This window comes from Galbibacter sp. PAP.153 (genome assembly GCF_037029175.1).
GTDB lineage: Bacteria > Bacteroidota > Bacteroidia > Flavobacteriales > Flavobacteriaceae > Galbibacter > Galbibacter pacificus.
In genome coordinates, this window is sequence record NZ_JAZEUN010000037.1 from 1 (window position 1) to 25,900 (window position 25,900).

Below are 25,900 nucleotides of genomic sequence, written 5' to 3' on the forward strand. Positions count from 1 at the left end.
AAATTATGATGGCTCAAGAACAAAAAAACAATCCAGACCTAACTGCTGTTAATAAAGCTATCAAAGCTTATGTTAGAAAAATTGACAAGTCGTCAGCTGTTCAAATAAAAACAAAAAACATAACTTATTCAGATTTTTTTGACAACAAGATGCTTATTATTAGAGCAATAAGAAAAGGCATGCCATACAAATTGTTCAGCAAAATAAAAGATATTACACCTTTCTCAGAAGATGATTGGGCTGAATATTTAAACCTATCAAAGAAAACTTTACAAAGACATCAAAATGATGTTGATTATCTATTTAAACCAATACATACGGAAAAAATAATAGAATTAGCAGAAGTAACTAATTTTGGTAAAGGGGTATTTGACTCATCTGAACAATTTTATTTATGGCTCAACACACCCTCATTCACATTAGGTAATTTAAAACCCGCCGAATTATTGAAAGATTCTTATGGAAAAGAATTGGTAATGGCTGAATTGAATAAAATCGACCACGGAATTTTTGCTTAATGAGAACATATAGGTTATCAAAGAAAAAATACTCAACTCAGCTAAACGGAAAAGGAGCAGCTATGCCTGGAAATAGATGGAACTCTAAAGGGACAGAGGTTATTTGCTCCGCAGAAAGCAGAGCATTAGCAATGGCAGAAGTTACCGTTCATTTAACTATAGCCACTTTACCAAGCGACTATGTAATGATTGAAATTAATATTCCTGATGATATTCAAATAAAATTATTGGAACAAAAAGACATTCCCGAAAATTGGAGATGAATTTATAGATGCATTAGACTTTTGTGTCTTAAAAGTGCCCTCAGCGGTTGTTCAAGGCGATTATAATTATCTAATAAACCCATATCACAAACATTTTAAGAAAATAACAATATTTGATAAAAGGATATTTAAATAACTACCCAACAATGGATGCTATAAGTAATTGCTCATTCTCGCCTACTTCTGAAAATATCAGAAGTAGATTTTTCGTCATTAAGGGATTGTTGTCCTTAAAATAATAGAAGCCCTGAATCTATACCGGGCATTCTTATGAGCATGTCATAATACTAATTTAAAATATTTTTGAGAAACGTCACATATCTTCTTATTATTGCATATATCGAATTTAATTGCCTATGTTGTCCAGAAAAGCCAAATATGCTATAAAAGCACTTATTTATATCTATGAACATCCGGATGAAGTACCCGTTCCGGTTAAGGATATTTCTGATGCCCAGAAAATTCCCTATAAGTTTTTGGAGACCATTATGAGCAATTTAAAGCAGCATAGGATCATAAAAAGCCACCGTGGTCCCAAAGGAGGCTACAGTTTTGCCCAAGACCCAAAAGAGGTTACCGTCGCAGCCGTAATGAGGATTATAGACGGGCCCATAGCCCTTACCTCCTGTACTTCTGAAAATTTTTATGAAAAATGCGAAGAGTGTATCGATGAGGATATTTGCAAGGTTCGAAAATTGTTTGTTCATGTCAGGAGCGAGATGCTGCCCGTATTGGAAACGCCCATTACCGAAATGTAATATATCCCCAAGGGATCTTATGATGTAAGGGCATGATATATGGTCAATGTCGATGTTAATATTATTACCAGGCCAACCACGATCATCAATACCCTTTTATGAATCCTAGACGCTAAAAACGCTCCCAGCGGAGCAGCAATGACCCCTCCGACAATGAGACCGAGTACCACTTGCCAGCTATCGACCCCCACATAGAAAAGAAAGATTCCCGTGGCAAAAAATGTAACAAAAAACTCGGCAGTATTAACCGTACCGATAGTAATTCGGGGGCTTTTCCCCTGATTAATAATATTAGAAGTTACTATGGGGCCCCATCCGCCGCCGCCGATGGCATCGAACATACCCCCTATAAAGGCCAATATTCCCGCCCTTTTGACTTTCTCCCTTTCCTTGAACCTGTTACGTATCCCTTTATACAGGATAATACTGCCCAAAATAAACAAATAGGCCGAAATATACGGTTTTATATAATTTCCGTTAAATACATCCGACAACAAATAGGCCCCCAATACAGCACCGATGACTCCAGGGACAACGAGCCGGATCAAAAGTGCCTTGTCTATATTTTTAAATTTTAAATGCGACAGTCCCGAAACACCTGTCGTAAATACTTCGGCCATATGAACACTTGCCGATGCTATTTTAGGGGACACGCCAAAATGTAACAGAAGGGCACTGCTACTTGCCCCATAGGCCATTCCCAAAGCCCCGTCTATTAACTGGGCACAAAACCCAATGGCAATAAAGGTATAAAAGGTATCATCAAACGAAAAAATGATACCTCCGCCTTGATAAATGATATAAATAAAATAACCAATAAGTGCTACTTTAAGACTTAGTATGGCCCAGCCGATCTGTTTCAGGCTGATGTTTGAAATATTCTTTTTAAACTTTCTAATGGTAGTCATACGTCATATAATTTATTGCTAAGACACTAAGGGTGTTATTTCTATGGGTTGAACAGGATTTATTTAATAAGCATCCCCTGAGATGGGGATGCTTCATCAACTAAAACTAACCAACCATGAAACAAACTTCCTATGAAATAGCTATTGTACGGTTAAATGAATTGAGATTTTTTTGGGTTCTTGTTTCTTTGTCATTGATGATTTTCCTGGATATAAACTCATCCATGAGATTATTAAATTGATCGGGTTGTTCCATCATGGGAACATGTCCACATTCATTAATAAGGCATAACCGGGATGATGGGAGCAAAAGGTAAAACTCCTCAGCCACTGATACAGGTGTCACGACATCCTGCATCCCCCATATTAACTGTACCGGTATTTCTATATTGGGAAGTTCTTTTTTTAAGTTTTGCCTTTTGGCATCCTTAGCCACACGGATAATGGACAACACATTTTTTTTATTTTGAATACAGGAGAACACTTTGTTTATCAATTCTTCATCCACAGCTTCCTTTTTATAAAATACCTCCCTGACTTTTGATTTTATATAGGAATAGTCCCGTGTTCTTGGAAAATGATCCATGAGGGTATTTTCAAAAAGTCCAGAGCTCCCCGTTAAAACAAGTCCCCATACCCTGTGTTGACCTTTTAAGCTATACAGCAGGGCCAAATGACCGCCAAGGGAATTTCCGATAAGCACCGGATGCGCTATATGATTTTCTTCGATATAATGTTCCAAATAAAGAACAAGGTTCTCCATAGGTGACACAGCAAACGACTGTTGAAGTATCGGTAATTTAGGGATGTATATGTTATGCCTGTCCGAAAATGCTCTTGTAACGGAATCCCAGTTGCTGAGGGAACCAAAAAGCCCGTGCAACAGAACAAGATTTAATCGTTTTGATGGTACGGGAACCCGAAGGTCTCTATCTTTTGATATGCTACTCATTTGCGTCTTTTTGAAGTTAAGTACGCTGCAAATATATATAAATTAATTTTAAATCATATTAAATCGATAGGATTTGTAGATTTAAAAAGATTTTTTATATTTGTTCCCAACAAAGGAATAAATAATGGTACCTGTGCTGTCGAAATATGATGTATTGTTAGGGAAACCTAACCCGTCGGAGCATCCGTTCAATGTCATTTGACAGCTAAGTGCATGGCTAATTCAGGTTCCCCATTGAAAAATGGGGATTTTTTTAAAGTATGGATATGGTAGCCGAAAATAGTATTGAAAATAATTACGTTAATATAAAACAGCCCCGTGACCGAGAGGCTAGGTGAAGCTCTGCAAAAGCTTTTACAGCGGTTCGAATCCGCTCGGGGCCTCCAACATGACATAACAAAATAAATTTAAGATATATGGATTCCGTAAAATCAACCGTTGTAAAGATAATGGGCATTTCCCTATTTTTAACGCTAACCTGGGGTTGTAAAAAAGCCCATGTTGATATAAAAACCGTTCCATCGAAAGTAACGCCCATAAAGCCTTCCGATGCAACTTATATAGACAGTATCACCCAATGGAAAAAACAGCGGATAGCTTCCTTAAAGGCAGCGGATGGGTGGTTAAACCTTGCTGGTTTGTACTGGCTGGAGGAAGGAGAAAATACAATTGGTTCGGAAAAAGGCAATACTATTGTTTTTCCATCGGAAAAAGCAGCGGCCCATATTGGCACTTATCAATTGAACGGCGGAGTAATTACCTTTTCGGCCGCTGGGAACGTGGACGTAAAAGAGGGGTCCAAACCGGTAAAGGAATTGCAGGTGTTTCCTGTAGAAAAAACAATAACCCTTTCTCATGAAAACCTTAAGTGGTATGTCATTAAAAGGGGTGACCGGTATGCCATCCGGTTAAGGGATCTGGACAGTGAACTTTCAAAAAACTTTTCGGGAGTTGAAACTTTTCCCATTGCTAAGAAGTGGAGGGTGCGTGCCAAGTTTCAGCCCGAACCCATGCACACTATTTCGATAACCGATGTAACGGACAGGACCAGTGACCAAGACTCTCCGGGAACACTTTATTTTACCATAGACGGAAAGGAATTTCATTTGGATGTTTTAAATGAAGAAAATCGGTTTTTTATCGTTTTCGGGGATCAGACCAATGGGGACCAGACGTATCATACAGGAAGGTTTTTATATGCTGAAAAACCTGATGCCGACGGCCATACCTGGTTGGATTTTAACAAGGCCTATAACCCACCATGTGCGTTTACCCCCTATGCAACCTGTCCGCTCCCTCCAAAGCAAAACGTCCTTTCGGTCCCCGTTACCGCTGGAGAGAAACAATATGTTGCACATATAGACAAGAAACATTAAACCGTTGGCATCTGAAAATAATAATATTGTATACAAAATTTTTAACAATTTAAAACATCAAGTTTATGGGAGCAGTGATAAAAATAGAGAAGCAGTACTTATTACAAATCGATACGTACCGTTCCAGTAATGGGGCCTATTATATCGGAATACCATTGTTGGTGTCAACCTATGGACAACCTTTGGGCACGGCACCCATATGTGTCATTAATCAGGGCATATGTAAATGCCCTTACATGGATTTGGAAAGCCTTATGATAACTACCGGAAATACCATAAAGTTATCGGCCCGGACACTTGTTCTGTTGTCATTTCCCATGGGCGACGATCCAGACTTTTTATATGAAAGTTACAAGCACTTTAGCCCATATGACATCAAAAGGATGTTGATGACCGCCCTGAAGACCATAGGCATCCCGGCAACCAATGTGGAACTATTAAACTAAAAAAATTTAATCTAATAACCTACTATTCCTGTAGGATAAATATAATTAATTAAAACCAATATAATTGTTATGAAATTTCACACCATTTTAGTGATAGGCCTTTTATGGTCAAGTATATACAGGCTTTCGGCCCAACATTCCATAGAAGGAAAGCTGACGGATGCCGCTACAGGCCAGCCCTTATCCGGGGCAACGGTACAGATAAAAGGCGCAAACACCGGAACTTCTACGGACATCGACGGTAATTTTTACCTGGAGCTTAATGAGGGTTTTCCCGTTCAACTAAATTTTTCGTATCTGGGTTATCATGAAAAAAGCCTGACAGTTAAGGACAGTCATTTCTTGCAGGTCCGTTTGTATTCCTCCTCTGATTCCCTATCAGAAATCGTGGTTACCGCCAGAAGGCGGACGGAGTCAGCTCTCGACGTCCCCATCCCTATTTCAATCATTGGGGCATCACAAGTAGAAGAAGCAGGGGCCTTTAATGTCAACAGAGTAAAGGAATTGGTCCCTTCCGTGCAACTGTATTCTTCCAACCCTCGAAATACAACACTTAATATCAGGGGCCTGGGCTCCACCTTTGGACTGACCAATGATGGAATTGATCCCGGAGTCGGGTTCTATGTGGATGGGGTCTATTATGCCAGACCTGCGGCCACAACACTGGATTTTATCGATATAGAACAAATTGAGGTGCTGAGGGGCCCCCAGGGAACACTCTTTGGAAAAAACACTACCGCAGGGGCCTTTAACATAACTACCAGTAAACCTGGCTTTACCCCTGAGGCCGGTTTTGAGACGAGTTTTGGAAATTATGGTTTTATCCAGGCAAAGAGTTTTGTCACCGGCCCCCTTGTTTCCGATAAACTGGCGGGAAGATTCTCTTTTTCCGGGACACAAAGGGATGGGACCATTTATAATATAGCCCGGGATGAACATGTAAACGACCTTAACAACATAGGGTTTAGGGGGCAATTGTTATATACCCCCAACGAACAGATTAAAATTTTACTTTCCGGGGATGCCTCCAGTCAAAAGCCAAATGGATATGCACAGGTCTTTGCCGGGGTGGTAACCACACAAAAACCTGATTTTCGGCAGTTCGAGCAAATCATTGCAGACCTTAATTATGAACTCCCGAGCCGCAATCCTTTTGACAGGCTTATTGACCACGATACCCCTTGGCGCTCCAAAAACCAATTGGGCGGGCTTTCATTGAACGCCGATTTTAAACTTTGGAACGGAACATTAACATCGACCACCGCATGGCGCTATTGGAACTGGGGGCCCTCCAACGACCGGGATTTTACGGGACTGCCCGTTTTAAACCTGTCCCAGGCACCTTCCCGTCATGACCAATGGTCGCAAGAATTACGGTATGCGGGAGATTTCTCCGATAAATTAAGCGGGGTGATCGGGGTGTTCATCTTGGGGCAGCATCTAAAATCGGATCCAGAGCATACCCAGGAATCCGGGGCTGCACAGTGGCGCTTTGTGGAGAACACCGAAGACCCGGCATGGCAAACCCCGGGCTTACTGGACGGTTATGGGATAAAAACCAAAAATAAATTAAAGAGTTTTAGTGGGGCGGTTTTTGCAAATGTCGATTGGGAGATCAATGAAAAATGGCATCTTCAGCCGGGTATCCGTTTTAATTATGATACCAAGAAAGTAGATTACAACAGGGAAACCTACGGCGGGCTGGATACAGATGATCCGGAACTGCTCGCACTAAAGGCCCGGGTATATTCACCGCAAGCTTTTACTGCCGATGTTGAAAACACCAACATATCCGGTCAGTTGACCTTACGGTACCGGCCCATACCGGCATTGAATGCCTATGCCACTTTTTCCACAAACTACAAACCCATCGGGGTAAACCTTGGCGGACTGCCGACCCAGGACGGAGAACCGCTATTGGAGCTGGCCGAAGTAAAACCGGAGTACGTAAGGCATTTTGAGATAGGTTTAAAATCCAAGCCGATCAGCAACGCCACTTTGAACCTTTCTTTTTACAGGACTACTATCGAGGACTTTCAAACGGTAGTACAAACCCCCGAGCTTGGCGTAAACAGGGGATACCTTTCCAATGCCGAAGAGGTACGGGTATGGGGCGGTGAACTGGACGGGACCCTAAGGATAAACAATCACATCACCTTCTATGGCTCTTTAGCTTATACCGATGCAGAATACGAATCTTTCACCAATGCTCCGGTACCGCTGGAAGAAGTAGGGGGCGAACAGGCCTTTAAGGATATTTCCGGGGGGCGGTTGCCCGGCGTCTCCAAATGGACAGGCTCCATAGGCGGCGAACTTACATCAAGTCCTTTGGATTTATGGGGACAATCGGGAACGCTGTTTCTGGGAGCGGACAGTTATTTCAGAACGGAATTTTCCTCCAGCCCTTCCCCCTCTGAATATTTAAACGTGCCCGGATACGGAATCTTCAACGCACGGGCAGGCTTTAGGGCCTACAAGGGGCTTTCCGTATATATATGGGGAAGGAACCTGCTTGATAAAAATTATTTTGAACAATTATTGCCGGCCGGGGGAAGTGCCGGACATTATGCGGCCGTACTGGGAGACCCGGGAACTTATGGAGTGACCTTAAAATACGATTTCTTTTAAAAAAAACAAAACCACAACAGCCTAGGGGCATCATTTGCCTTGGCATACACCAAACCTATTTTTAATACGAATGACGACTAAAAATTTCAAGACCATCCCGACCATAGTCATACTATTTACCATACTAATGACCTATGGTCAAAAACCATACCATTTGAAAGGAAAGATAACCACCCAACAGGGAGTGCCCGTTCCCGGCGCCAATATATTGATTAAGGGGAATGGGCAGGGAACGGTTACGGACTTTGACGGCAACTATACAATACTGGTTATCGGGGACGAGGTTTTGTCCATTACCAGTATCGGACTCCAATCCGTGGAGAAAAAGGTTGCAGGAAAAAAGATTATCAATATCATTCTGCCGGAAGTTACCGAAGAACTTAACGAGGTAGTTGTGGTAGGCTATGCCACCCAAAAAAAAGAAGATCTTACCGGAGCTGTTTCCTCGGTAGCCGATGACCTACTGAAAGACAGGCCGCTATCTTCTGTAGATCAACTCCTTCAGGGAGGGGTTGCAGGGGTTCAGGTAACCCAGACATCCGGACAGCCCGGAGGGGGCATAAGTGTCCGTATCCGTGGAGGCGGTTCCATTCAGGGGGGAAATGAACCCCTGTATGTAATCGACGGCTTCCCCGTATATAACAACGATATATCCCTCGGGGTCGTATCGGGAAACCCCGCCAACCCACTTTCGTCCCTGAACCCTTCCGATATAGCGAGCATCGATATTTTAAAAGATGCCTCTGCTACTGCCATCTATGGTTCCAGGGGAGCCAATGGCGTAGTCATCATAACCACTAAACAAGGGAAAGAAGGAAAACCTAAGATATCCTATGAAACCAGTTATGGGATACAGGAACTCCGCAAAAAAATAGGGGTCATGAATGCCAGTGAATTTGCGGCACTCAGAAACGAGGCGTTACTTGATAGAAATCCCGGTGGAGGTCCCTACCAGTATCTGGGCCCGGAAGAAATAGCCGGGTTGGGAGCGGGTACGGACTGGCAGGATGCAGCTTTTCATGCAGCGCCCATCCTTATGCATCAGCTTGATATTTCCGGGGCAGGGGAACGAACCAAATATTTAATTTCCGGAAATTATTTTGATCAGGAAGGAATTATAAAAAATACAGGGTTCGATCGAATAAGTACACGAATAAACCTGGATACCAAAATTAATGATGACTTCCACATAGGGCTTCATTTAACGGGTAGTAAAACAAACAACAGATTGGCTCCGGGAGGACTTGTTTCAGCATTGTTGACGATGCCCCCCACGGCTACGATTTACGATCAAAATGGAGATTTTACCCTGAGAAATCCTTTTGAAAATGTGATAACCAATCCCATCGCATCTCTTGAACTACAGACCAATAAGAGTAAAAATTTCAGGGTCCTGGGAACCGTATACGGAGAATATACCCTTTGGGACCGCTTAAAATTGAAAGTATCCTTGGGAACGGACATCAACAACTTAAAGGAAGAATCTTATCTGCCGACAAGCCTGTATGAAGGAAGTTTGGTTGGAGGGGAAGCCCATATAGCATCCCTTGAAACCAATTCATGGCTCAATGAAAATACCCTCACATACAACCATCGGTTCGGGAAACATTCCCTGGAAGGCTTACTGGGTTTTACCCAACAAGAATATACCAGTGCGGGTTTTAGTGCCGGGTCCCAGAATTTTGTAACGGATGCGTTGACTTTTAACAACCTTGGTAGCGGGTCGGTTGCCTTATTACCGGGATCTAATACCTATTCATGGAACTTGTTGTCCTATTTGGGCAGGATCAATTATAATTATGATCAACGTTATTTTATTACCACTTCTTTTCGTGCAGATGGTTCCTCTAAATTCGGAAAGAACAACAAATGGGGCTATTTCCCTTCCATAGCCCTCGCCTGGAGAATAAGTAACGAACGCTTTTTTGAGCCCCTAAGCAGGACTATCAACAACTTAAAGCTGCGCTTGAGTTATGGTATGACAGGAAATCAGGAAATAGGAGTTTATCAGTCTTTGTCTACGCTCAGTGCCGTACGGGTACTGTTGGGGAGTGATTTTGTTACCGGATTTACACCGGATCGAATTGCTAACAGTGACCTTGGATGGGAAACCACCAAACAGGCCGATATCGGATTTGACCTGGGATTGTTAAAAAACAGAATCTCCCTGACCCTTGATGCTTATTACAAAAAGACAGAAGACCTGCTCCTCAATGTAGAAATCCCATGGACTAGCGGTTATGGCTCGTCGCTCCAAAATTATGGTGCCGTGGAGAATAAAGGGTTGGAAGTGGCCCTTAACACAATCAATTTTCAGGGGGATTTTAACTGGAGTTCCGGATTCAATATTTCCTTTAACAGGAACAAGGTGCTTACTATTGGAGATGGAGATACCGATTATATATTAGGGGGAAATTTTAACGGAGACTTTATTATTAAGGAGGGGGAACCCCTGGGATCATTTTACGGAGCTGTTTCCAATGGAATATTACAGCCCGGACAAGAAGCAGCACTAGGGGCCCTCACAGGGAGAAGTAATCCTAAGCCCGGAGACCGGATATATAAGGATATTGACGGAGATGGTACTTTTTCTACCGCTGCCGACCGCGAAATTATAGGAAATGCCCAGCCCGACTATATATTCGGATTTACCAATACCTGGAGCTATAATAACATCGATCTGAATATTTTATTGCAGGGGTCGGTCGGAAATGAGATTATCAATGGTAACCGACAAACATTGGAACTTTTGACAGGACAGCAAAATGCATCGTCTGAGGCCGTAAATCGCTGGGCTCAAGATAATACCGGTTCGAATATCCCAAGGGCGTCGGCAGATCCTTCCAATATTTTCCTTGACCGGTTTGTTGAGGACGGGTCCTATCTGCGCGTAAAAAGCATTGTTTTGGGCTATACGGTTCCCGGTACCGTAACCTCAAAATTCTTCGTAAACAATTTAAGGTTTTATGTAACCGCGCAAAATTTATTGACCTGGACAAAATATACCGGTTTTGATCCCGAGGTGACCTCTGCGGGCAACACCATTACCAAAGGATACGATGCCGGGATATATCCTGTATCACGAAGTATTTCAGCCGGTCTCAAAGTAACATTCTAAATAAAAACATTGAAAAAATGAAAAAGATTATCATAATTATCATATTGGTTTTATCTTTTCAAGGGTGCACCGATTTGGAGGAGTCACCCGAATCCAATTTGACGGTTAACCAGTTTTACAAGACCACTGAAGATGCCGTGTCTGCCGTAAATGCCATCTATCATAGGATGTTTACCGAATGGTTGGTGCTCTATAACCGTCAATTGATGATGCTTGAAATGGCTACGGATGATGTAAGTGCCGGCCCCAGGACAAGGAGCTCGCAAGTCATCGATCTGTCAAAAATTAATTATGTCCCCAACAATACCGGTCTGAATTGGACCTGGCAATATAGTTACGATGCCATAAACCGTGCCAATATTGCCATAGACCGTATTTCGGTATTGGATCCAGGGGTTATTGATTCAAAACTCCAAGACAGGTTGCTCAACGAAGCCAAATTCTTAAGGGCATGGAATTATTTCAACCTGGTCAGGTGGTTTGGAAGCGTTCCGCTTATTGTTCATGAGACCTCTTCGTTGTCTCCGGGGGAATTGCATATCTCCAACACACCTGAAGAACAGATATATGAACTGATCATAAAAGATTTGAAAGCTGCCGAACTCCTCCCGGCACCGGGCTCTTATCCAGATGTAGATGCCGGGCGGGCTACAGCGGGAGCAGCTAAGGCCTTATTGGCTAAAGTCTATTTAAGGCAAGGGGAATGGCAAAAATCCGCCTCAAAGGCAAAAGAACTTATGGATTCAGGATGGTACGGGTTGTTCGAGGATTTTTCCGATGTTTTCAGTCCGGAGTCAAAAAATGGAAAAGAGCATATTTTTTTCCATTCAATTTAATGGTGACGCATCACTCAATAATGGACTGTCCTGGTTTTCGCTTCCGTTTGAGTTCAACGGTGAATATGTAGACGCCCCGAACCCTCAAAGTAATCTGTATGCAAGTTATGAAGCAGGCGATACCAGAAGGGATATAACCATGGCAAAGGAATTGACCGATCCTACTACCGGAGAAATGGTAGCATTGGCTAATCTGAGTTATATAAAATACTTCGACCCCGAGGCGGCTTATTCCCCACAATTGTCCCGTGTGAATATCCCTCTTTTGCGCTATGCCGACATTCTGTTGATATATGCAGAGGCTTTGAATGAATTACAAGGCCCCTCTGACAAAGCCTATAAAGCCGTTGACAGAATAAGAAAGCGGGCCCATGTAATGCCTTTAAGTGAAATGGCACCAGGGCTGAACAAGGCATCTTTTAGGGATAAGATTTATGGGGAACGGAGAAAGGAACTGGCACTGGAATATCACCGGTGGTTCGATCTCACACGTCGGGGAGCCGATTATTATGTAAAGATGCTTCATAATGCCGGGAAAACAAATGCTGCTCCTAGGCATGTAAAATTCCCCATTCCACAGCGGGAATTACTATTGAATCCCAATTTAAAGCAAAACCCTGAGTGGGAAGGTTATTAACTAAAAAACACACTTAAATGAAAACAAATTTTATGGTATTAAAACTCCTTTTAACCGGAATACTACTCAGTAATATTTCGTGTGAAGCGCCAAAAAAAGAAAAAGGAACTGCGGCCGTTCATGACACTGAAAAACCGAACATTGTCCTGATCTTAACGGATGATTTGGGCTATTCGGATATTGGGGCCTACGGGTCACAGGTTCAAACCCCAAACCTCAATGCATTGGCCTCAAGCGGGGTTTCTTTTCGTGAATTTTATAATGTTGGGATCTGTGCACCAACCCGGGCCTCTTTGCTATCGGGACAGTACCAACATGATGCCGGGGTAGGCTTTTTCTCCGTAAATCTTGGAATCCCTGCCTATCAGGGATATTTAAATACGGAATCTCTGACTATCGCGGAAGTATTGAATCAGAACGGATATCGTACCTATTTATCAGGAAAATGGCATTTAGGTAACGAACATGACCAATTGCCAAATCAACGGGGGTTCGATGCGTTTTTTGGGTTCCCGGGCGGGGCAAGTAGTTATTTTTCCCAAAAGCCCTTCACTGGTGAACCCTTGGAACTTTATCATAATAACACCCCTTTTCAGGTAAAAGATTCAACGTTTTACCTCACGGACGCTATTACAACCGAGGCCATAAAAATGGTTTCCAATACCAATAGACAAGAACCCTTTTTCTTATATCTGGCCTTTAATGCACCACACTGGCCATTACAGGCACCTCCAGCTGATATCGAAAAATATAAAGGCAAATTTGACAAGGGGTGGGACCAGATACGTAAAGAGCGAAGAAAAAGGCTTATAGAAAAAGGACTGGTGAGTAGTTCCGAACCGATATCGGAGCGCCCCAGTACTATTCCTGCCTGGGATGAGCTTTCCGGTGATGAACAAAAACACTGGGCAAAGTACATGGAAGTTCATGCAGCTATGATCGATAGGGTTGATCAAAATATAGGGCGGCTCATTGCACGTTTAAAAGAAAACGGACAATTTGAAAATACCGTTTTCTTCTTTTTATCTGATAATGGGGCTGCCGGAGAGGATGTTAACCGTAGTTTTGGAAATATTCGCCCCACTGACAAAAAGGGAGAAGTAGGGACTGTGGATTCATATAGGTCCATTACACACCGATGGGCATATGCTGCCAATACCCCCTTTACGTATTGGAAAACGTTTCCATATGAAGGGGGGATCAGCTCACCATTTATAGCATCGTTTCCCAAGAGGTTTAAAGAAAATACCATTGTTACCGGGCGCGGGCATTTGATAGATATATTCCCGACCATATTGGAACTTTCCAATATTTCTTATCCCGATTCATATAAAGGAAACGAGGTTCTACCATTGGCAGGAAATTCGTTGTTGCCCCAATTAACGGGAGTGTCAGATGTCAAAAACGATACGTTATTTTTTGAATGGTCAGGAAACAAAGCTATTAGGGCCAATGAATGGAAACTTTTGACCTTGGCAGGAGATAAAAAATGGAAATTGTTCAATATGGAAAAGGACAGAGAAGAAACATCCGATGTTTCCAATCTACACCCGGAATTGGTGCAAAAATTAAATGACCGTTACAAGGCCTGGGCATCATCCCATCATGTAGTCGACACGGATTCTCTATTACGTTCTTCTCCCAATGGTAAGGGAATGTCCCGTTTTAGGGAAGGAATATTAAAAACAATTGATCAATAAAAACAAAGAACATACATAAATCGGTTAGGATTATATAAGTTACGTGGTGGTTCTTGTATTGATTTAGAAGTTAGGCTTCCCTAACCGATTTTATCATAAAATGGGCTATGAAAATAAAAGATTTCATAAAAAGAGAAAAGAAAAATTGGCTCGAATTCATGGAAGGGGATTACCGTCTTTTTTCAAGGTTTATATGGTGGTTCAGAAATAAAATAAAGGAGTTGGCAAATCGCAATACCACAAAAGACTAGTATACTAGTATATTCGGGCCCAAGCATAACGAGTGTTTAAATCACACTCCCTGGCCCTCATTTATGGAGACACAAACTAACAGCATAATCGCTCAACTTAAGATCCAATTTTTATTGCAAGTCCAGGGTGAGCGTACAACAGTATTTGCTCAATGGTTCGGTTTTCGCTCCCAGCTTTGGAAACAAAAAAGGAACAGGTCTTATTATAGAGACCTGTTCCTTGAATTCCGGGGATGGTTGTTTCAACGATCTACGGTTCCCATTAGCATTTATTATTTAAAAGAGGCTTTTAATCCTTTTAACCACATTTTCAGCTTCCCTCTTTACCTCCGAGGCCAGTAGGGAATCCCCGTCCTTTTCACTAAAAAGCAGGATACTGTGACATTGTCCCGCTACATCGTTTACTACCATGTATATTTCCCGGATAACCTCCATTTTGGTAGGTCCCTTATAGCTGTCAATACTAATTTCACAGTGTTTTATCGATCCTGAATCAAAGACTATGTGCCTTTCCAATTTTGATTTGGCAAATTCAATATAAAGAATCTTTTTTTGTAGGGTATCCATAACAAAATGATGCCTGTTAAAAGAATGGTGTTCACTTGGACCCAAATGATAGGAATCGCTTAACTCCCTTATTTTTCGTTGAATGGTTTTTTTTTCGATTGTTGCCCTGGCAATAAAATAGATGATAGGCCCGGCAATCATTAATGCCAATAATAAACCGATCAGTGTTGTGCCTGAATTCATGATATATATGTTTTTTATGAATAATTAATTTTTAATATAATGCGGAGTAAAAATCAGCTTATGTATGATTGTGAAAAGGAAAGAGCAGGGCGGTTAACTGTTCCCTGGTTTGTTGCCTCCCCGTATTAAATATAAATAGCTTGTTGTTATGGTATATCCATTGCAGGGGCCATTTTATAAATAAAATTCCATGGCCGAAACCATTTCCGGGGGATGACGGCACCTTCTGCAGCGAAAGCTGGAATTCTTTTGGAACCGCGCCCGTAATTCGAGGATATGCAATGGCCCTTATTTTCGCTTTTCCGGAAGGCACCTTATAATTCGAGATGGGATGCTCAGTGCTGCCGATGGTCCCTAACGTCCATAAAAAAAGGATGCCCGTAATAAGCGTATCATACATTTTATCGGTCTGTGTACCCATGTTATGAAAGAATGATCTTATGAAGCTGCTCTTTAACGGGTCACGAAAAGGTATACTATCCCCGATGCATAGCCGAGCAATGCCAGCCAGCTGATTCTTTTTGCATACCATATAAAATCAACCTTCAGGATTCCCATAATGGCCACACCCGCTGCCGAGCCGATAATCAAAGCACTGCCCCCGGTACCGGCACAATAAGAGAGCAACTCCCAAAACAAATGGTCTTGAGGGTACTGGTGCAAAGGGTACATTCCAATGGCACCGGCAACGAGCGGAACATTGTCAACAATGGAGGAAAGCAGTCCGATTAAGGTATTTAGCACATACAAGTTGTCCAAATGGTTTTGCATGTACAGTGCAAGGTCCGCCAAAATGCCCACCGTTTGCAATCCCGCGACCGCCAACAAGATGCCCAAGAAGAACAATACGCTTGGGGTATCTATTTTTTTTATGATCCCGGAAATAATAAGGTGCCGCTTTGCTTCCGCTTCTTTTTTACGATGCAGGTACTCGGTAAGGGTCCACAAAAGGGAAAGTAGCAAAAGGATGCACATAAAGGGTGGTAAATGCGTAATACTTTTAATTACCGGAACCATCAAAAGCCCTCCTATTCCACACCAGAATACCAGGAGACGTTCTTTGGATGTTACGCTTTTTTGGCTGATTCCAGTACCATCCCCATAAGCAAGCGCTATCGTTCCCCTCATTGTTAAAGAAACAACCACTAAAGGTGTCAGAACACATAAAATGCTTGGAACAAATACCGTGGTAATTATGTTACCGGCGGTAACCCTGCCGCTGATCCATAACATGATCGTGGTTACATCCCCAATGGGGGACCAAGCCCCGCCAGCATTTGCAGCAATGACGATCATACCGCCAAAGAACCAGATGTCCTTTTTATCGCGGAGCAGTTTTTTTAATAAGGTGGCCATCACAATGGCAGTTGTCAAATTATCCAAAACAGCCGATAGAAAGAAGGTGATGCCACAAAAAAACCATAAGAGCTTGGTCTTGCTAGTTGTAGAAACCCTATCGGTAATTATGGCAAAGCCACCGTGCGCGTCAATGAGTTCCACGATGGTCATGGCCCCCAAGAGAAAGAAGAGAATTTCGGAAATTTCCCCGAGATGCTCTAATAAGTCTGAATGGATAAATTTTGTTTGCCCGTCTGTACCCAGTTCGGGAAAAAACGCGTTAGCAGCCACTAGGATCACCGTCCAGCATAAAGTACCGGTAAGAAGTGCCGTCGCCGCCTTGTCTATTTTAATGATATGTTCAAGGGCAATGGCCAGGTACCCAAGTATAAATATGATAATTAAAATGCTGTACATTTTATTCTTTTTGAGTTTAAAATCAATTAACTAATATCCATTGTATATCGATATAACAGCAGTAAGCTTTATATGTTCAAATGGAGTATCCCTTATGTTAATACAAGGGGTCGAAAAGTTTTAAAAGATTTCTTTACCAAAAAGAATGGAATGGGAACAACTGGATGATATTCTTTTGTAATGCAATGTAATTGGCATGTATCATCTGCCCTTTACTTAAAAAGGCGGAATCCCTATATATCGAAACAGGCATGGATACGAAGTTGAACGGTGCCTTTTCAACAGTAGGGGTCTCGTTTGTTTTCGGTGTATGTGAAAAAAGAAAGGATATGGAAAGAAACTCATTGGTCGCATATCCGGCATTTTGGGCATTAGCGGATTCAAAAGCCCGTTGTTGTTTTGAGGGAACGTCCCCTAAAAAATCATGGGTGCCTGCTCCCGGTGCCTGTGCATAAACTGCAGCTATAAGAAGGATAAGAAAGCTAAGATATCCCTGTGTTTTTTTCATGTGGCAAATGTAATGATTTTAAAAATCCAAGTATCAAATTGATGGTCAAAATATTAGGGCGTTGGGGCAATCCCCTTTGATCCTGCCGGAGGAAAAGTCATTCCATCACATGCGCTGTAAAATTATCAAATGTCCTTGTGTTGATCAAACGGTTCCACTTTTCGGTTTCGCCAAATTCAGGGGGACAATTTGGGGAAATTTCCCGGTCATAGGTCATGAGCCTTTCAAAAGGTGACCTTGCATTGTATTTATACAAATTGATGCCCAAGTAAAACGTCTGTTCTTTCTTACTTTTGGGATCCGTTTTTTTAAGGTGTTCTATCTCTGCCGAAAGTACCATATTAAGGTCAATTCTTTTGATTATTTTTTTTTCATTCACATAGGTGCAGTAAAACAAGAGGTTTTTTGATTCATCCATGGCCATGCAGGTACGGTCGATAAATTCATAAAAGCTTATGTTGTCTTTATTTTTATGGGCCATCTCCCTGATGGGCGACAATAATTTATGCCTTGATCTTAGCATGCTTATGGCCAGGAGAGACAAGAGCAAAATACACAGGCTGACAAATACTAGTGCCAGTATCAATAATGAGGTATCCATGTTAACGATATATTGGTAAAATGAATCTTTGGAATTTATATATGAAGTAAGGGGAATAAAAATTACAAAAATGCTTTACCAATAAAAATGAAAGGGGAATAAGGAAAATTTAAGGATAGAATGAACGAGTCCCTGTATATCAAAAAAGTATGCCGTATTGTACCTGAATAAAGGGCTCTTTTTCCTGTGAAGTTTAAAGAAGTTCCGGATGGCCTTACTTTTTTTGCTGTTCTCGCGTAACGGGAATTCTTTTACATATGGCCCCGCTGGCAAAATCCCGACCGGATTCGGATGGTCGTGAAAACACATTTTTTCTTTAAGGGGGGTAAAGCCGCCATCAAACGTTTCGGATGAATTATGGGACAACGATCCATATACTATCAATAATAGTATTATTATTTTCCCGAAGGGTATGTACGGTATCCGCTCCACGGAACAAAAGTACTATAATTTGGCCATTCGGCAAGAAAAGGCAGTGCCTTCCCCGTTCATTTTGGCTTTTTTGATCAAATTGGTCGCAACCCCAAAACTTTGTATCAGCGGATTTTATAGTTTTGATAGTACATTTGAACGTTCTGAATGGTATATTTGAGGTATTGACCATTCATGTATCAATAGTTTAAAATGGAGAACGGCCCGTGACCGGGTCCCGTCCATTCAAGGTTTAATTTTTATAAAAAAGGGGTAAAAGATATGAACATTACTATAGAGAATATACTGCTGATAGGTTCTTTATTATTGTTTATTAGCATATTGGTCGGTAAAACATCCTATCGTTTCGGGGTGCCGACATTGGTCTTGTTTTTATCGGTAGGTATGATTGCCGGAACAGATGGTATTGGAGGCATTGAGTTTGAAAACCACCAGATAGCGCAATTCACCGGCATAGTGGCCTTGAATTTTATCCTTTTTTCCGGGGGATTGGATACCAACTGGAAGTCCATTAAACCTATCTTGGGTCAGGGTATTGTGCTTTCCACCGTTGGGGTCCTTTTAACCTGTGTCATTACCGGCGTACTGGTATGGTGGATTACCGATTTCAGTCTCTATGAGGGCCTGCTGTTTGGGGCCATTGTTTCTTCTACCGATGCTGCAGCCGTATTTTCCATACTGCGTTCGAAAAACCTGGCCTTAAAGAGCAACCTAAGGCCGACCCTGGAACTGGAGAGCGGTAGTAATGACCCTATGGCTTATTTTTTAACGGTCGCCATGTTGGGGTTGGTCATGAATCCTTCTGAAAGCCTATGGAGCATTGTGCCGGTATTTCTACAGCAAATCGTATTGGGAGCCCTGCTCGGCTACGGATTTGGATATGTAAGCCGTATCATAATCAATAAAATCACCCTTGGTTTTGAAGGATTATACCCCGTTTTGGTAATTGCACTGATGTTCATCATCTTTTCTGCAACCGATTTTGTTGGCGGGAATGGATTTTTGGCGGTCTATTTATCCGGGGTGTATCTAGGGAATAAGGGATTGATCCATAAAAAAACCATTATTGGTATGTTTGACGGCCTCGCATGGCTTATGCAAATCGTATTGTTCCTTACTTTGGGGCTATTGGTAACCCCCTCTCAAATGGTCCCTATTATCGGAGTGGGTATTGTAATTGCTTTTTTTCTAATATTTATTGCCCGTCCAATAAGTGTTTTTATAAGCTTGGCTTTTTTTAAAATGAAAATGCGCAGACGTGTCTATATATCCTGGGTAGGGCTCCGGGGTGCCGTGCCCATAGTCTTTGCAACCTATCCGTTGCTGGCGGGTATCGAAAAGGCAAGTCTGATTTTTAATATTGTTTTTTTCGTTTCCCTTATCTCTGTTTTGTTACAGGGCACTACCCTTTCCGTAGTTGCCAAATGGCTGCATGTTTCCATGCCCCAGCCCGAAACACAGACATCCCAGGTGGAGGCCTTAATGGCCGAAAAGTCCAAATCCATTATGAGGGAAGTTCCCATAAGAACGGGGAACCCGTTCATTGGCAAGCCCATCGTTGAAATTGGTTTCCCAAAGGCAGCAATCATCGCCATGATCATGCGGGGCGAGAAGTTCCTGACCCCGGACGGAAGTACCGTTATTAAGGAAGGTGATATATTGGTCATCTTAGCGGAGAATGAAGCATGTTTGCAGTCCGTGGCCACTAAATTTGGCTCCTCAATTCAGGTAGAGGTATAGGCGTGCTCAAATAGGGGAAGCTACCTTCAGCGTGTGTATGACTTAAAGAAATCGTAAAACTCCCCTTTTCTAATGGAAAAATTTGGAACATGGAATCCAAGAGCAGCCCAAAACCTGTTTCATGGTTAGTTTTCTCCGCAAATATACCAGCTCAATATTTTCCCTATAGTTTCTAAAAGCTTTGTTTTTGAGAACATTATGATATTGCTTCTTGCTTCTCTCTTTTTGAGCAACCTCCCTAAAATAAATTTTTATCATTGATTATCGAATACTTATGAGCGTTTTAAACGATTGAATATTTATTTTTTTAAGATCCCGATAATAAATTCGCTCCTTCGATTCTGTTGGTGTTCCCTCTCGGTACACTTGACCCCGTTTGTACATTTGTTGACGGGCCTCGACTCCCCATATCCCATGGCCGAAAGCCGTTCTTCGTTAATCCCCTTATCGAGCAGGTACTGTTTGGTCGACCGCGCACGCTTTTCTGATAACAACTGATTATAGGCATCATTTCCCCTGCTGTCCGTATGTGATTTAATGGCGATGGAAAGCGTTGGGTATTGCTCCATGACCGTCAGTACTTTCTGTAGTTCCACTTCGGCATCAGGCCGGATATCCCACTTGTCAAAATCGAAATATATTTCTTTGATCCCCAGCATCCTTCCAAGGTCGCTTCCCTCGGTCAGGGCATATAGGTCCCGTTCCAGCCTAAAATTGATCTCCTGTGTTTTTTTATTCCTTAGCGAATAGGCCTCGTCTGTACCATAGCCCTCTTTGGAGGCACGTACCGCATAGCTTGCATAGCGGTCCGTGGTTATGGAATAGGTGCCGTTCATGTCCGTTACAACGGAGATGAACGGAGTGCCGTCCTGATAAAACAGGCCTATCTTGCTATTGGCTATGGGCTCCCCAGTGTTTTTATCGATCACGGTTCCGTGAATCTGCGCTTGGATGAGTTCCCGGATATCTTTGGTCTCCGTAAAACCGTAGATATCGTCATAGCCCAATCCTCCAGCTCTGTTGGAACTGATATACCCTTTGTGTGTTTGTGTATTTATAGAAAAGGCCACATCGTCCATGGCCGAGTTCACAGCTCTCCCCACGTTTAAAAGACTGCCCTGTGACTCTGTTCCATTTTTTGATAATTGGACATAGAACACATCATAGCCCCCCAGTCCGAAATGCCCGTCTGAAGAGAAATACAGTTCGTTTCTATCGCTAACAAAGGGAAAAGACTCCCTCCCGTAGGTATTGATCGTCTTACCCATATTTTCTACCCGTCCCAAACTACCGTCCGCTTTAATAGCAGCATAAAAAATATCGGTAGCACCGATAGCCTCCGGACGATTCGATACAAAATACAATTTGTCCTCCGCAGGGCTTAAAACCGGATGAGCCGTAGAATAGGTGTCACCATTAATGGAAAGGTCTTCTACATTTGTCCATTTTCCGTCGATAAGGGTAGCCCGGTATATCTTTAAACGTTGAAACTCTTTCTTCTGTCTTTTCATCTCAGGAGTGGTATTGTTCCGGGTAAAATAAAGGGTTTTCCCGTCACGGGTCACACAGGCTGAAGATTCATGGAAACGAGTGTTAATATCCCCTTTTATTTTAAAGCTTGGACCATAGGAGCCACCCGAATCCACTGAAACTTCATAAAGGTCTAAGAACGTCAAGCCGTCCCATGCGCTTTTTCGTTTTGCCAGCGTTCCCGTATCACGTGTAGACGCATAGATGAGTTTTCCGTTTTGCGCATATCCCCCAAAATCGATGCCGTCCGTATTAACGGGTAAATTCTTAATGGTATACCTGCCTGAATTGTCAGCTATCCGTTTTAAGTAGTCCTCCGCTTTAAGCATACGCTCTTTATCTGTCCCCGAAATATCTACGTATGCGTTGTACATCTCCTGAGCCAACCTATCAGCCCCCGTAGCTTTCAGACTTTGGGAATAACGCCTGTAATATACAGGAGCAATCGAGGTATCCATTGCAAACAACTCCTTGTACCATTTGGCTGCTTCTTTATACCTGGCATTAAAATAATAGGTGTTCCCAAGCTTTTCAAATAACTCAACGGATCGATATCCCTTATCGGCTACCTTTTCATAGATTTCAGAAGCCTTGATAAAACCCAATTGTTCATATTCCTTTTGGGCTTTTTTTAGTTTCTGTTCCTGGCTATATCCGGACGACCAAAGCAAACAAAGGATCAAGCATACTGTAATTCTATTTATATATATCATAGCCTTTTGATAAAATTTAAATAATTAAAAGAAACGGGGGTTTATAGCTCTTCGCACACGGGTACCCAGTTCAAATCGAAGAAAAATCTCATGTGAACCCGAATTGTAATTTCCAAGTTCTGTGGTATCGTAATCATATGCATATCCAAGCATTAACTGATCTGTTATTTGAAAACCGGCCAAAAAACTGACTGCGGCATCCAACCTATAGGCTGCCCCAAGTGTAAAACGTTCGTTAAACAAAAAGTTTGCGGAAATATCCAGCGCCAACGGGGCCCCCATAACCGCTTTGGTCAATATGGCCGGCTTAAATTGTATATTTTGACTTAAATCGAATACATAACCTCCTATCAAGTAAAAATGTGCCTTCTCGGTTGCGGTGGACACCTGTACATCGTCATAGTGTTCCGTTTCCAAAAAATTAGGGGTAGAAAGCCCCACATACCATCGGTCCGAATGCAGGTAAACCCCGGCCCCTATGACAGGGGCCATACGGTTTACGTCTGTAAGCAGGGGGTCATTGATATTCTCAGGATCTAATTTGTTGATGTCCACATCAAGTGAACTGAAACCTCCTTTAATACCGAACGATAATTTTGTTGTTGACGAAGTTCTTATCGTATATGAAAAATCTGCTGCTACCATGGTCTCTGTAGAAGGGCCTATCCGGTCACCGGTAAAGGATAATCCCAATCCGACACCTTTAATACCAACAGGGGAATTCATAGAAAAGGCCATGGTCTCAGGGGCGCCCTCCAGGCCGACCCACTGCGCCCTGTACAACCCATTTAAACTCAACATGCCACGGCTTCCAGCATAGGCGGGATTGACAGTTACCGTATTGTACATGTATTGCGTATATTGAGAATCTTGCTGAGAAAAAACGGAAAGATTCGACCCCAAAATCAAAACAACACATATTCTTATTATTAACATATAACGATTTTTTATATCTCTTTTTTCTTCCATGGCTATTGATTCAAGTAAATATATCCGCTCTTGGATTTCATGTTGCTCTGTCCTATCTGGTATTTTAGAACATAGAAATAAGTTCCTGTCGGTAACGATTCTTCTCTTTCAATAGTGGATCTTCCATCTGAATATCCCGAAAAGACATTGGATTGATTGTCGTAATTATTCTTTTTGTAAACCAAAATACCCCAACGATCATAGATTTCCAGCGTATTATTGGGATAACATTCGATACCCTGTATTTTAAAGAAATCATTAACTCCGTCTGCATTAGGGGTTATAGCATTGAAAACTTCCAAAGTACAGCCCTGCTCTATATCAAATACTGTAGGATTGTCACCGCTTCTACTGGTGTGATCCGATATATCCTCTATTTCATCTCCCAAAGGGCCATTCCCTTTTGCTACTGCCTGATTACTAATGCTTCCATTTTGCAAATCCTTTTCCGTAAGCATGTATTCCCCTCGATAGGAAGTACTATTAGTCTCCCCCGGTTCCAAGTCAAATGGCTCTCCCATCATTTGGATGCCTGGCATTTCATCTACAATCTCAATTCCTTTTATAATAACATTCCCCGTATTGGTAACATTAAACATATACGTGAGAGATTCACCAACATCCGGTAATCCATTATTATTAGTATCATTCAAATGAACTGTTTTTATTAAGGCCATTTCAGGCTGTTGCGGGGATATTGTTACGGAACAATCGTCACAAGTCGGATCGGGATCTTCTGTCGATGAAAATACATCTACAACATTGGTAAGGTCTGAATCATAATCCCCAGGTACCGACACAACAACAGTATAAACTACAATGGCTTGGTTTGGAAATTCAGGAATGATTTCATCCAAATCTCCACTACCATTGAAATTAGGAAGAACAATATTCCCCTGAATTACTTCTGCTGACCATGAGTCAATGATTGTCCCTTGGGGTGCAATATCTGTAACATTTACATCCTCGGCAGCATTTGGACCATTGTTGGTAATTGTAATATCATAAATTACGGGCTGCCCTGCTATGAATCCTTCCAAATAATCCTCACGAACGGTCTTTGTGGTAACTATATCAGCCATCAGGTCCGGTTCTAGTGGCGGGGTAACACATTCAGGACAATTAGGATCAGGGTCATCGGTAGGAGATGTAACCGTAACGGTATTGACTAAATCATCTTGGTAATTGATGGGTATATCAACAATAACAGTATACCTAACCGTAGCATTATTTGGTAAGATAGGAAGATTTTGATTTAGATTTCCCTCTCCAAAAGTATCGGAAAGTATAACCTCTCCATCAACCACTTCAGCAGTCCATGAACCAATTGTGGTTCCTTCAGGGGCTATATCTATGATATTTACATTTTTTGCAGCACTTGGACCATTATTATGTACTTCAATTGTATATGCTACCGACCCTCCGGGTTCATAACTCAACTGTCCAATATCAAGCGTCCTTTTTTGCGTTATAACATCAGCATGTTGAACAATCCCCGTGACCGCTGTATCCTCCAGCACCTCGGCAGTTTGATCGCTGCTTACATATACTGTGTTTACCAAATCCAATCCAGCATCAATATCGGATTGACTTACCGTATACTTCCCTATATAAGTCCAGATTTCTCCCGGATCGACTTCTCCATCATCATCGACATCTCCTGAATTGAAATTGACAGTGCCAACACTGCCATCGGGAAGAATATCATTTATTTCAAGATGCGTCAAGGAAACATTTCCAGTATTGGTCACTTCTATGGAATACCCCAATACCTCACCAGCAGTAGTTACTGGATTAGACCCATCACTCTGTGTTTTCGTTACGGTAAAGGAAGGATTCGTGTTAATAATGACCTCATTCGTATCTGACTCTCCTAATGGGATTTCATCTGAAGTCACTTTTGCTATATTTTGTATTATTCCAGATTCCTGAATTGGATTTCCATTACTATCTATATCCTCCTGAAGAACTGAATAAGATGCAGTATATACCCATACTTCCCCGGTTTCAAGGATATTATTATTGTTATTATCCCCACTCTCAGGACCCAAAATTACACCTCCGATTAAAGGATCTGACAACACAACATTGGTTTGGTTTGCATTGCCAGTATTGGTTACTGTAAATGTGTAATTAATCATATCCCCTGCTAACTCAATCGAATTCACATCTGAAGATTTTTTAATATCTATTGAAGAACACACAGGAACTACAACAGAAATATCAAAAGAGGAACTACAGCTTGGATTGATAATAGACTCCGCTGTTATGGTATATATTACTGTCTGCTCCGAATCAGTTAAATTTTGAAGGCTTTGATTTATAATTGAACCCATTCCAGGACTTGCTCCGATTACATTTCCGTTAACTTGTGGTACCCATGAAAAGTTAGCAGCAATAGCATTTCCCCCATTGGAGATATCATTAACATTTTCCTGAAGGTTATAAGAGAAGTCTCCTAAACAATTTAAACCCGTTATGGAATCGTTATATCCATTAGGAACAGGAACT

General features: G+C 41.9%; 22 protein-coding genes. 12 read left to right on the forward strand and 10 right to left on the reverse strand.

Translation table 11 applies throughout. The features are described 5' to 3' along the window. From UXI14_RS17285 to UXI14_RS17295, 3 genes are all read left to right on the forward strand, one after another. Window positions 1-518: antitoxin Xre/MbcA/ParS toxin-binding domain-containing protein (locus UXI14_RS17285; RefSeq protein ID WP_335967226.1), on the forward strand; the 518-nt coding region annotated here is incomplete at its 5' end. Window positions 519-580: 62 nt separating this feature from the next. Then, complete coding sequence (locus tag UXI14_RS17290; protein WP_335967227.1) at window positions 581-781, forward strand: RES family NAD+ phosphorylase; 201 nt, start codon at window positions 581-583, stop codon at window positions 779-781. 356 nt (window positions 782-1,137) lie between these two features. Next, entirely contained in the window at window positions 1,138-1,539 is a 402-nt protein-coding gene (locus UXI14_RS17295; RefSeq protein ID WP_335967229.1) for an Rrf2 family transcriptional regulator, read from the forward strand. A 17-nt stretch (window positions 1,540-1,556) separates the two neighbouring features. Here UXI14_RS17295 and UXI14_RS17300 read toward each other — a convergent pair whose 3' ends face one another. Together UXI14_RS17300 and UXI14_RS17305 are read right to left on the reverse strand one after the other, a co-directional pair. After that, window positions 1,557-2,447, reverse strand: a complete 891-nt coding sequence (locus UXI14_RS17300) for a sulfite exporter TauE/SafE family protein (protein ID WP_335967230.1) — start codon at window positions 2,445-2,447, stop codon at window positions 1,557-1,559. A gap of 130 nt (window positions 2,448-2,577) precedes the next feature. Further along, window positions 2,578-3,399 carry an alpha/beta hydrolase gene (locus tag UXI14_RS17305; protein ID WP_335967231.1) on the reverse strand — a complete coding sequence of 274 codons (822 nt, stop codon included), beginning with the start codon at window positions 3,397-3,399 and terminating at the stop codon, window positions 2,578-2,580. Window positions 3,400-3,815: 416 nt separating this feature from the next. Here UXI14_RS17305 and UXI14_RS17310 point away from each other — a divergent pair, with 416 nt between their 5' ends. The 8 genes from UXI14_RS17310 to UXI14_RS17345 all read left to right on the forward strand — a co-directional run bounded on the left by UXI14_RS17310 (window position 3,816) and on the right by UXI14_RS17345 (window position 14,391). Continuing rightward, a complete protein-coding gene (locus tag UXI14_RS17310) occupies window positions 3,816-4,775 on the forward strand; it encodes a DUF1684 domain-containing protein (RefSeq protein WP_335967232.1) in 960 nt (319 codons plus the stop codon). 65 nt (window positions 4,776-4,840) lie between these two features. After that, window positions 4,841-5,221, forward strand: coding sequence for a hypothetical protein (locus UXI14_RS17315; protein WP_335967233.1), 381 nt, complete (start codon window positions 4,841-4,843; stop codon window positions 5,219-5,221). A 69-nt stretch (window positions 5,222-5,290) separates the two neighbouring features. Further along, window positions 5,291-7,849: a TonB-dependent receptor gene (locus tag UXI14_RS17320; protein ID WP_335967234.1), complete on the forward strand. Its 2,559-nt coding sequence runs from the start codon at window positions 5,291-5,293 to the stop codon at window positions 7,847-7,849. Window positions 7,850-7,919: 70 nt separating this feature from the next. Then, on the forward strand, window positions 7,920-10,967 hold the full coding sequence (locus UXI14_RS17325) for a TonB-dependent receptor (RefSeq protein WP_335967235.1): 3,048 nt from the start codon (window positions 7,920-7,922) through the stop codon (window positions 10,965-10,967). 17 nt (window positions 10,968-10,984) lie between these two features. Continuing rightward, window positions 10,985-11,803: a RagB/SusD family nutrient uptake outer membrane protein gene (locus UXI14_RS17330; protein ID WP_335967236.1), complete on the forward strand. Its 819-nt coding sequence runs from the start codon at window positions 10,985-10,987 to the stop codon at window positions 11,801-11,803. Then, window positions 11,769-12,440, forward strand: coding sequence for a RagB/SusD family nutrient uptake outer membrane protein (locus tag UXI14_RS17335; RefSeq protein WP_335967237.1), 672 nt, complete (start codon window positions 11,769-11,771; stop codon window positions 12,438-12,440). Before UXI14_RS17330 ends, UXI14_RS17335 begins: the two co-directional genes overlap by 35 nt. Window positions 12,441-12,457: 17 nt before the next feature. Beyond that, window positions 12,458-14,140 carry an arylsulfatase gene (locus UXI14_RS17340; RefSeq protein WP_335967238.1) on the forward strand — a complete coding sequence of 561 codons (1,683 nt, stop codon included), beginning with the start codon at window positions 12,458-12,460 and terminating at the stop codon, window positions 14,138-14,140. 107 nt (window positions 14,141-14,247) lie between these two features. Next, entirely contained in the window at window positions 14,248-14,391 is a 144-nt protein-coding gene (locus UXI14_RS17345) for a hypothetical protein (RefSeq protein WP_335967239.1), read from the forward strand. Between the two features lie 276 nt (window positions 14,392-14,667). On the opposite strand, the gene UXI14_RS17350 is transcribed toward UXI14_RS17345, so the two are convergent. The 5 genes from UXI14_RS17350 to UXI14_RS17370 all read right to left on the reverse strand — a co-directional run bounded on the left by UXI14_RS17350 (window position 14,668) and on the right by UXI14_RS17370 (window position 17,927). Then, the gene (locus UXI14_RS17350) at window positions 14,668-15,141 is read right to left on the reverse strand and encodes a hypothetical protein (protein WP_335967240.1); all 474 of its coding nucleotides are present in this window, start codon (window positions 15,139-15,141) and stop codon (window positions 14,668-14,670) included. Between the two features lie 58 nt (window positions 15,142-15,199). Beyond that, on the reverse strand, window positions 15,200-15,562 hold the full coding sequence (locus UXI14_RS17355; RefSeq protein WP_335967241.1) for a hypothetical protein: 363 nt from the start codon (window positions 15,560-15,562) through the stop codon (window positions 15,200-15,202). A gap of 32 nt (window positions 15,563-15,594) precedes the next feature. Next, a complete protein-coding gene (nhaD, locus tag UXI14_RS17360; RefSeq protein WP_335967242.1) occupies window positions 15,595-16,896 on the reverse strand; it encodes a sodium:proton antiporter NhaD in 1,302 nt (433 codons plus the stop codon). 133 nt (window positions 16,897-17,029) lie between these two features. Continuing rightward, the gene (locus tag UXI14_RS17365; protein WP_335967243.1) at window positions 17,030-17,404 is read right to left on the reverse strand and encodes a hypothetical protein; all 375 of its coding nucleotides are present in this window, start codon (window positions 17,402-17,404) and stop codon (window positions 17,030-17,032) included. Between the two features lie 97 nt (window positions 17,405-17,501). After that, window positions 17,502-17,927, reverse strand: a complete 426-nt coding sequence (locus UXI14_RS17370) for a hypothetical protein (protein ID WP_335967244.1) — start codon at window positions 17,925-17,927, stop codon at window positions 17,502-17,504. Window positions 17,928-18,698: 771 nt separating this feature from the next. Between UXI14_RS17370 and UXI14_RS17375 the strand changes: the two genes are divergently transcribed. Continuing rightward, window positions 18,699-20,177: a potassium/proton antiporter gene (locus UXI14_RS17375; RefSeq protein ID WP_335967245.1), complete on the forward strand. Its 1,479-nt coding sequence runs from the start codon at window positions 18,699-18,701 to the stop codon at window positions 20,175-20,177. A 299-nt stretch (window positions 20,178-20,476) separates the two neighbouring features. Here the strand turns inward: UXI14_RS17375 and UXI14_RS17380 are convergent, their stop codons facing one another. The 3 genes from UXI14_RS17380 to UXI14_RS17390 are packed head-to-tail and all read right to left on the reverse strand — an operon-like array spanning window position 20,477 to window position 25,725. Then, complete coding sequence (locus tag UXI14_RS17380; RefSeq protein ID WP_335967246.1) at window positions 20,477-22,420, reverse strand: OmpA family protein; 1,944 nt, start codon at window positions 22,418-22,420, stop codon at window positions 20,477-20,479. A 24-nt stretch (window positions 22,421-22,444) separates the two neighbouring features. Further along, a complete protein-coding gene (locus UXI14_RS17385; protein ID WP_335967247.1) occupies window positions 22,445-23,356 on the reverse strand; it encodes a type IX secretion system membrane protein PorP/SprF in 912 nt (303 codons plus the stop codon). A 35-nt stretch (window positions 23,357-23,391) separates the two neighbouring features. Beyond that, window positions 23,392-25,725: a gliding motility-associated C-terminal domain-containing protein gene (locus UXI14_RS17390; RefSeq protein WP_335967248.1), complete on the reverse strand. Its 2,334-nt coding sequence runs from the start codon at window positions 25,723-25,725 to the stop codon at window positions 23,392-23,394. Window positions 25,726-25,900: the final 175 nt, after the last annotated feature.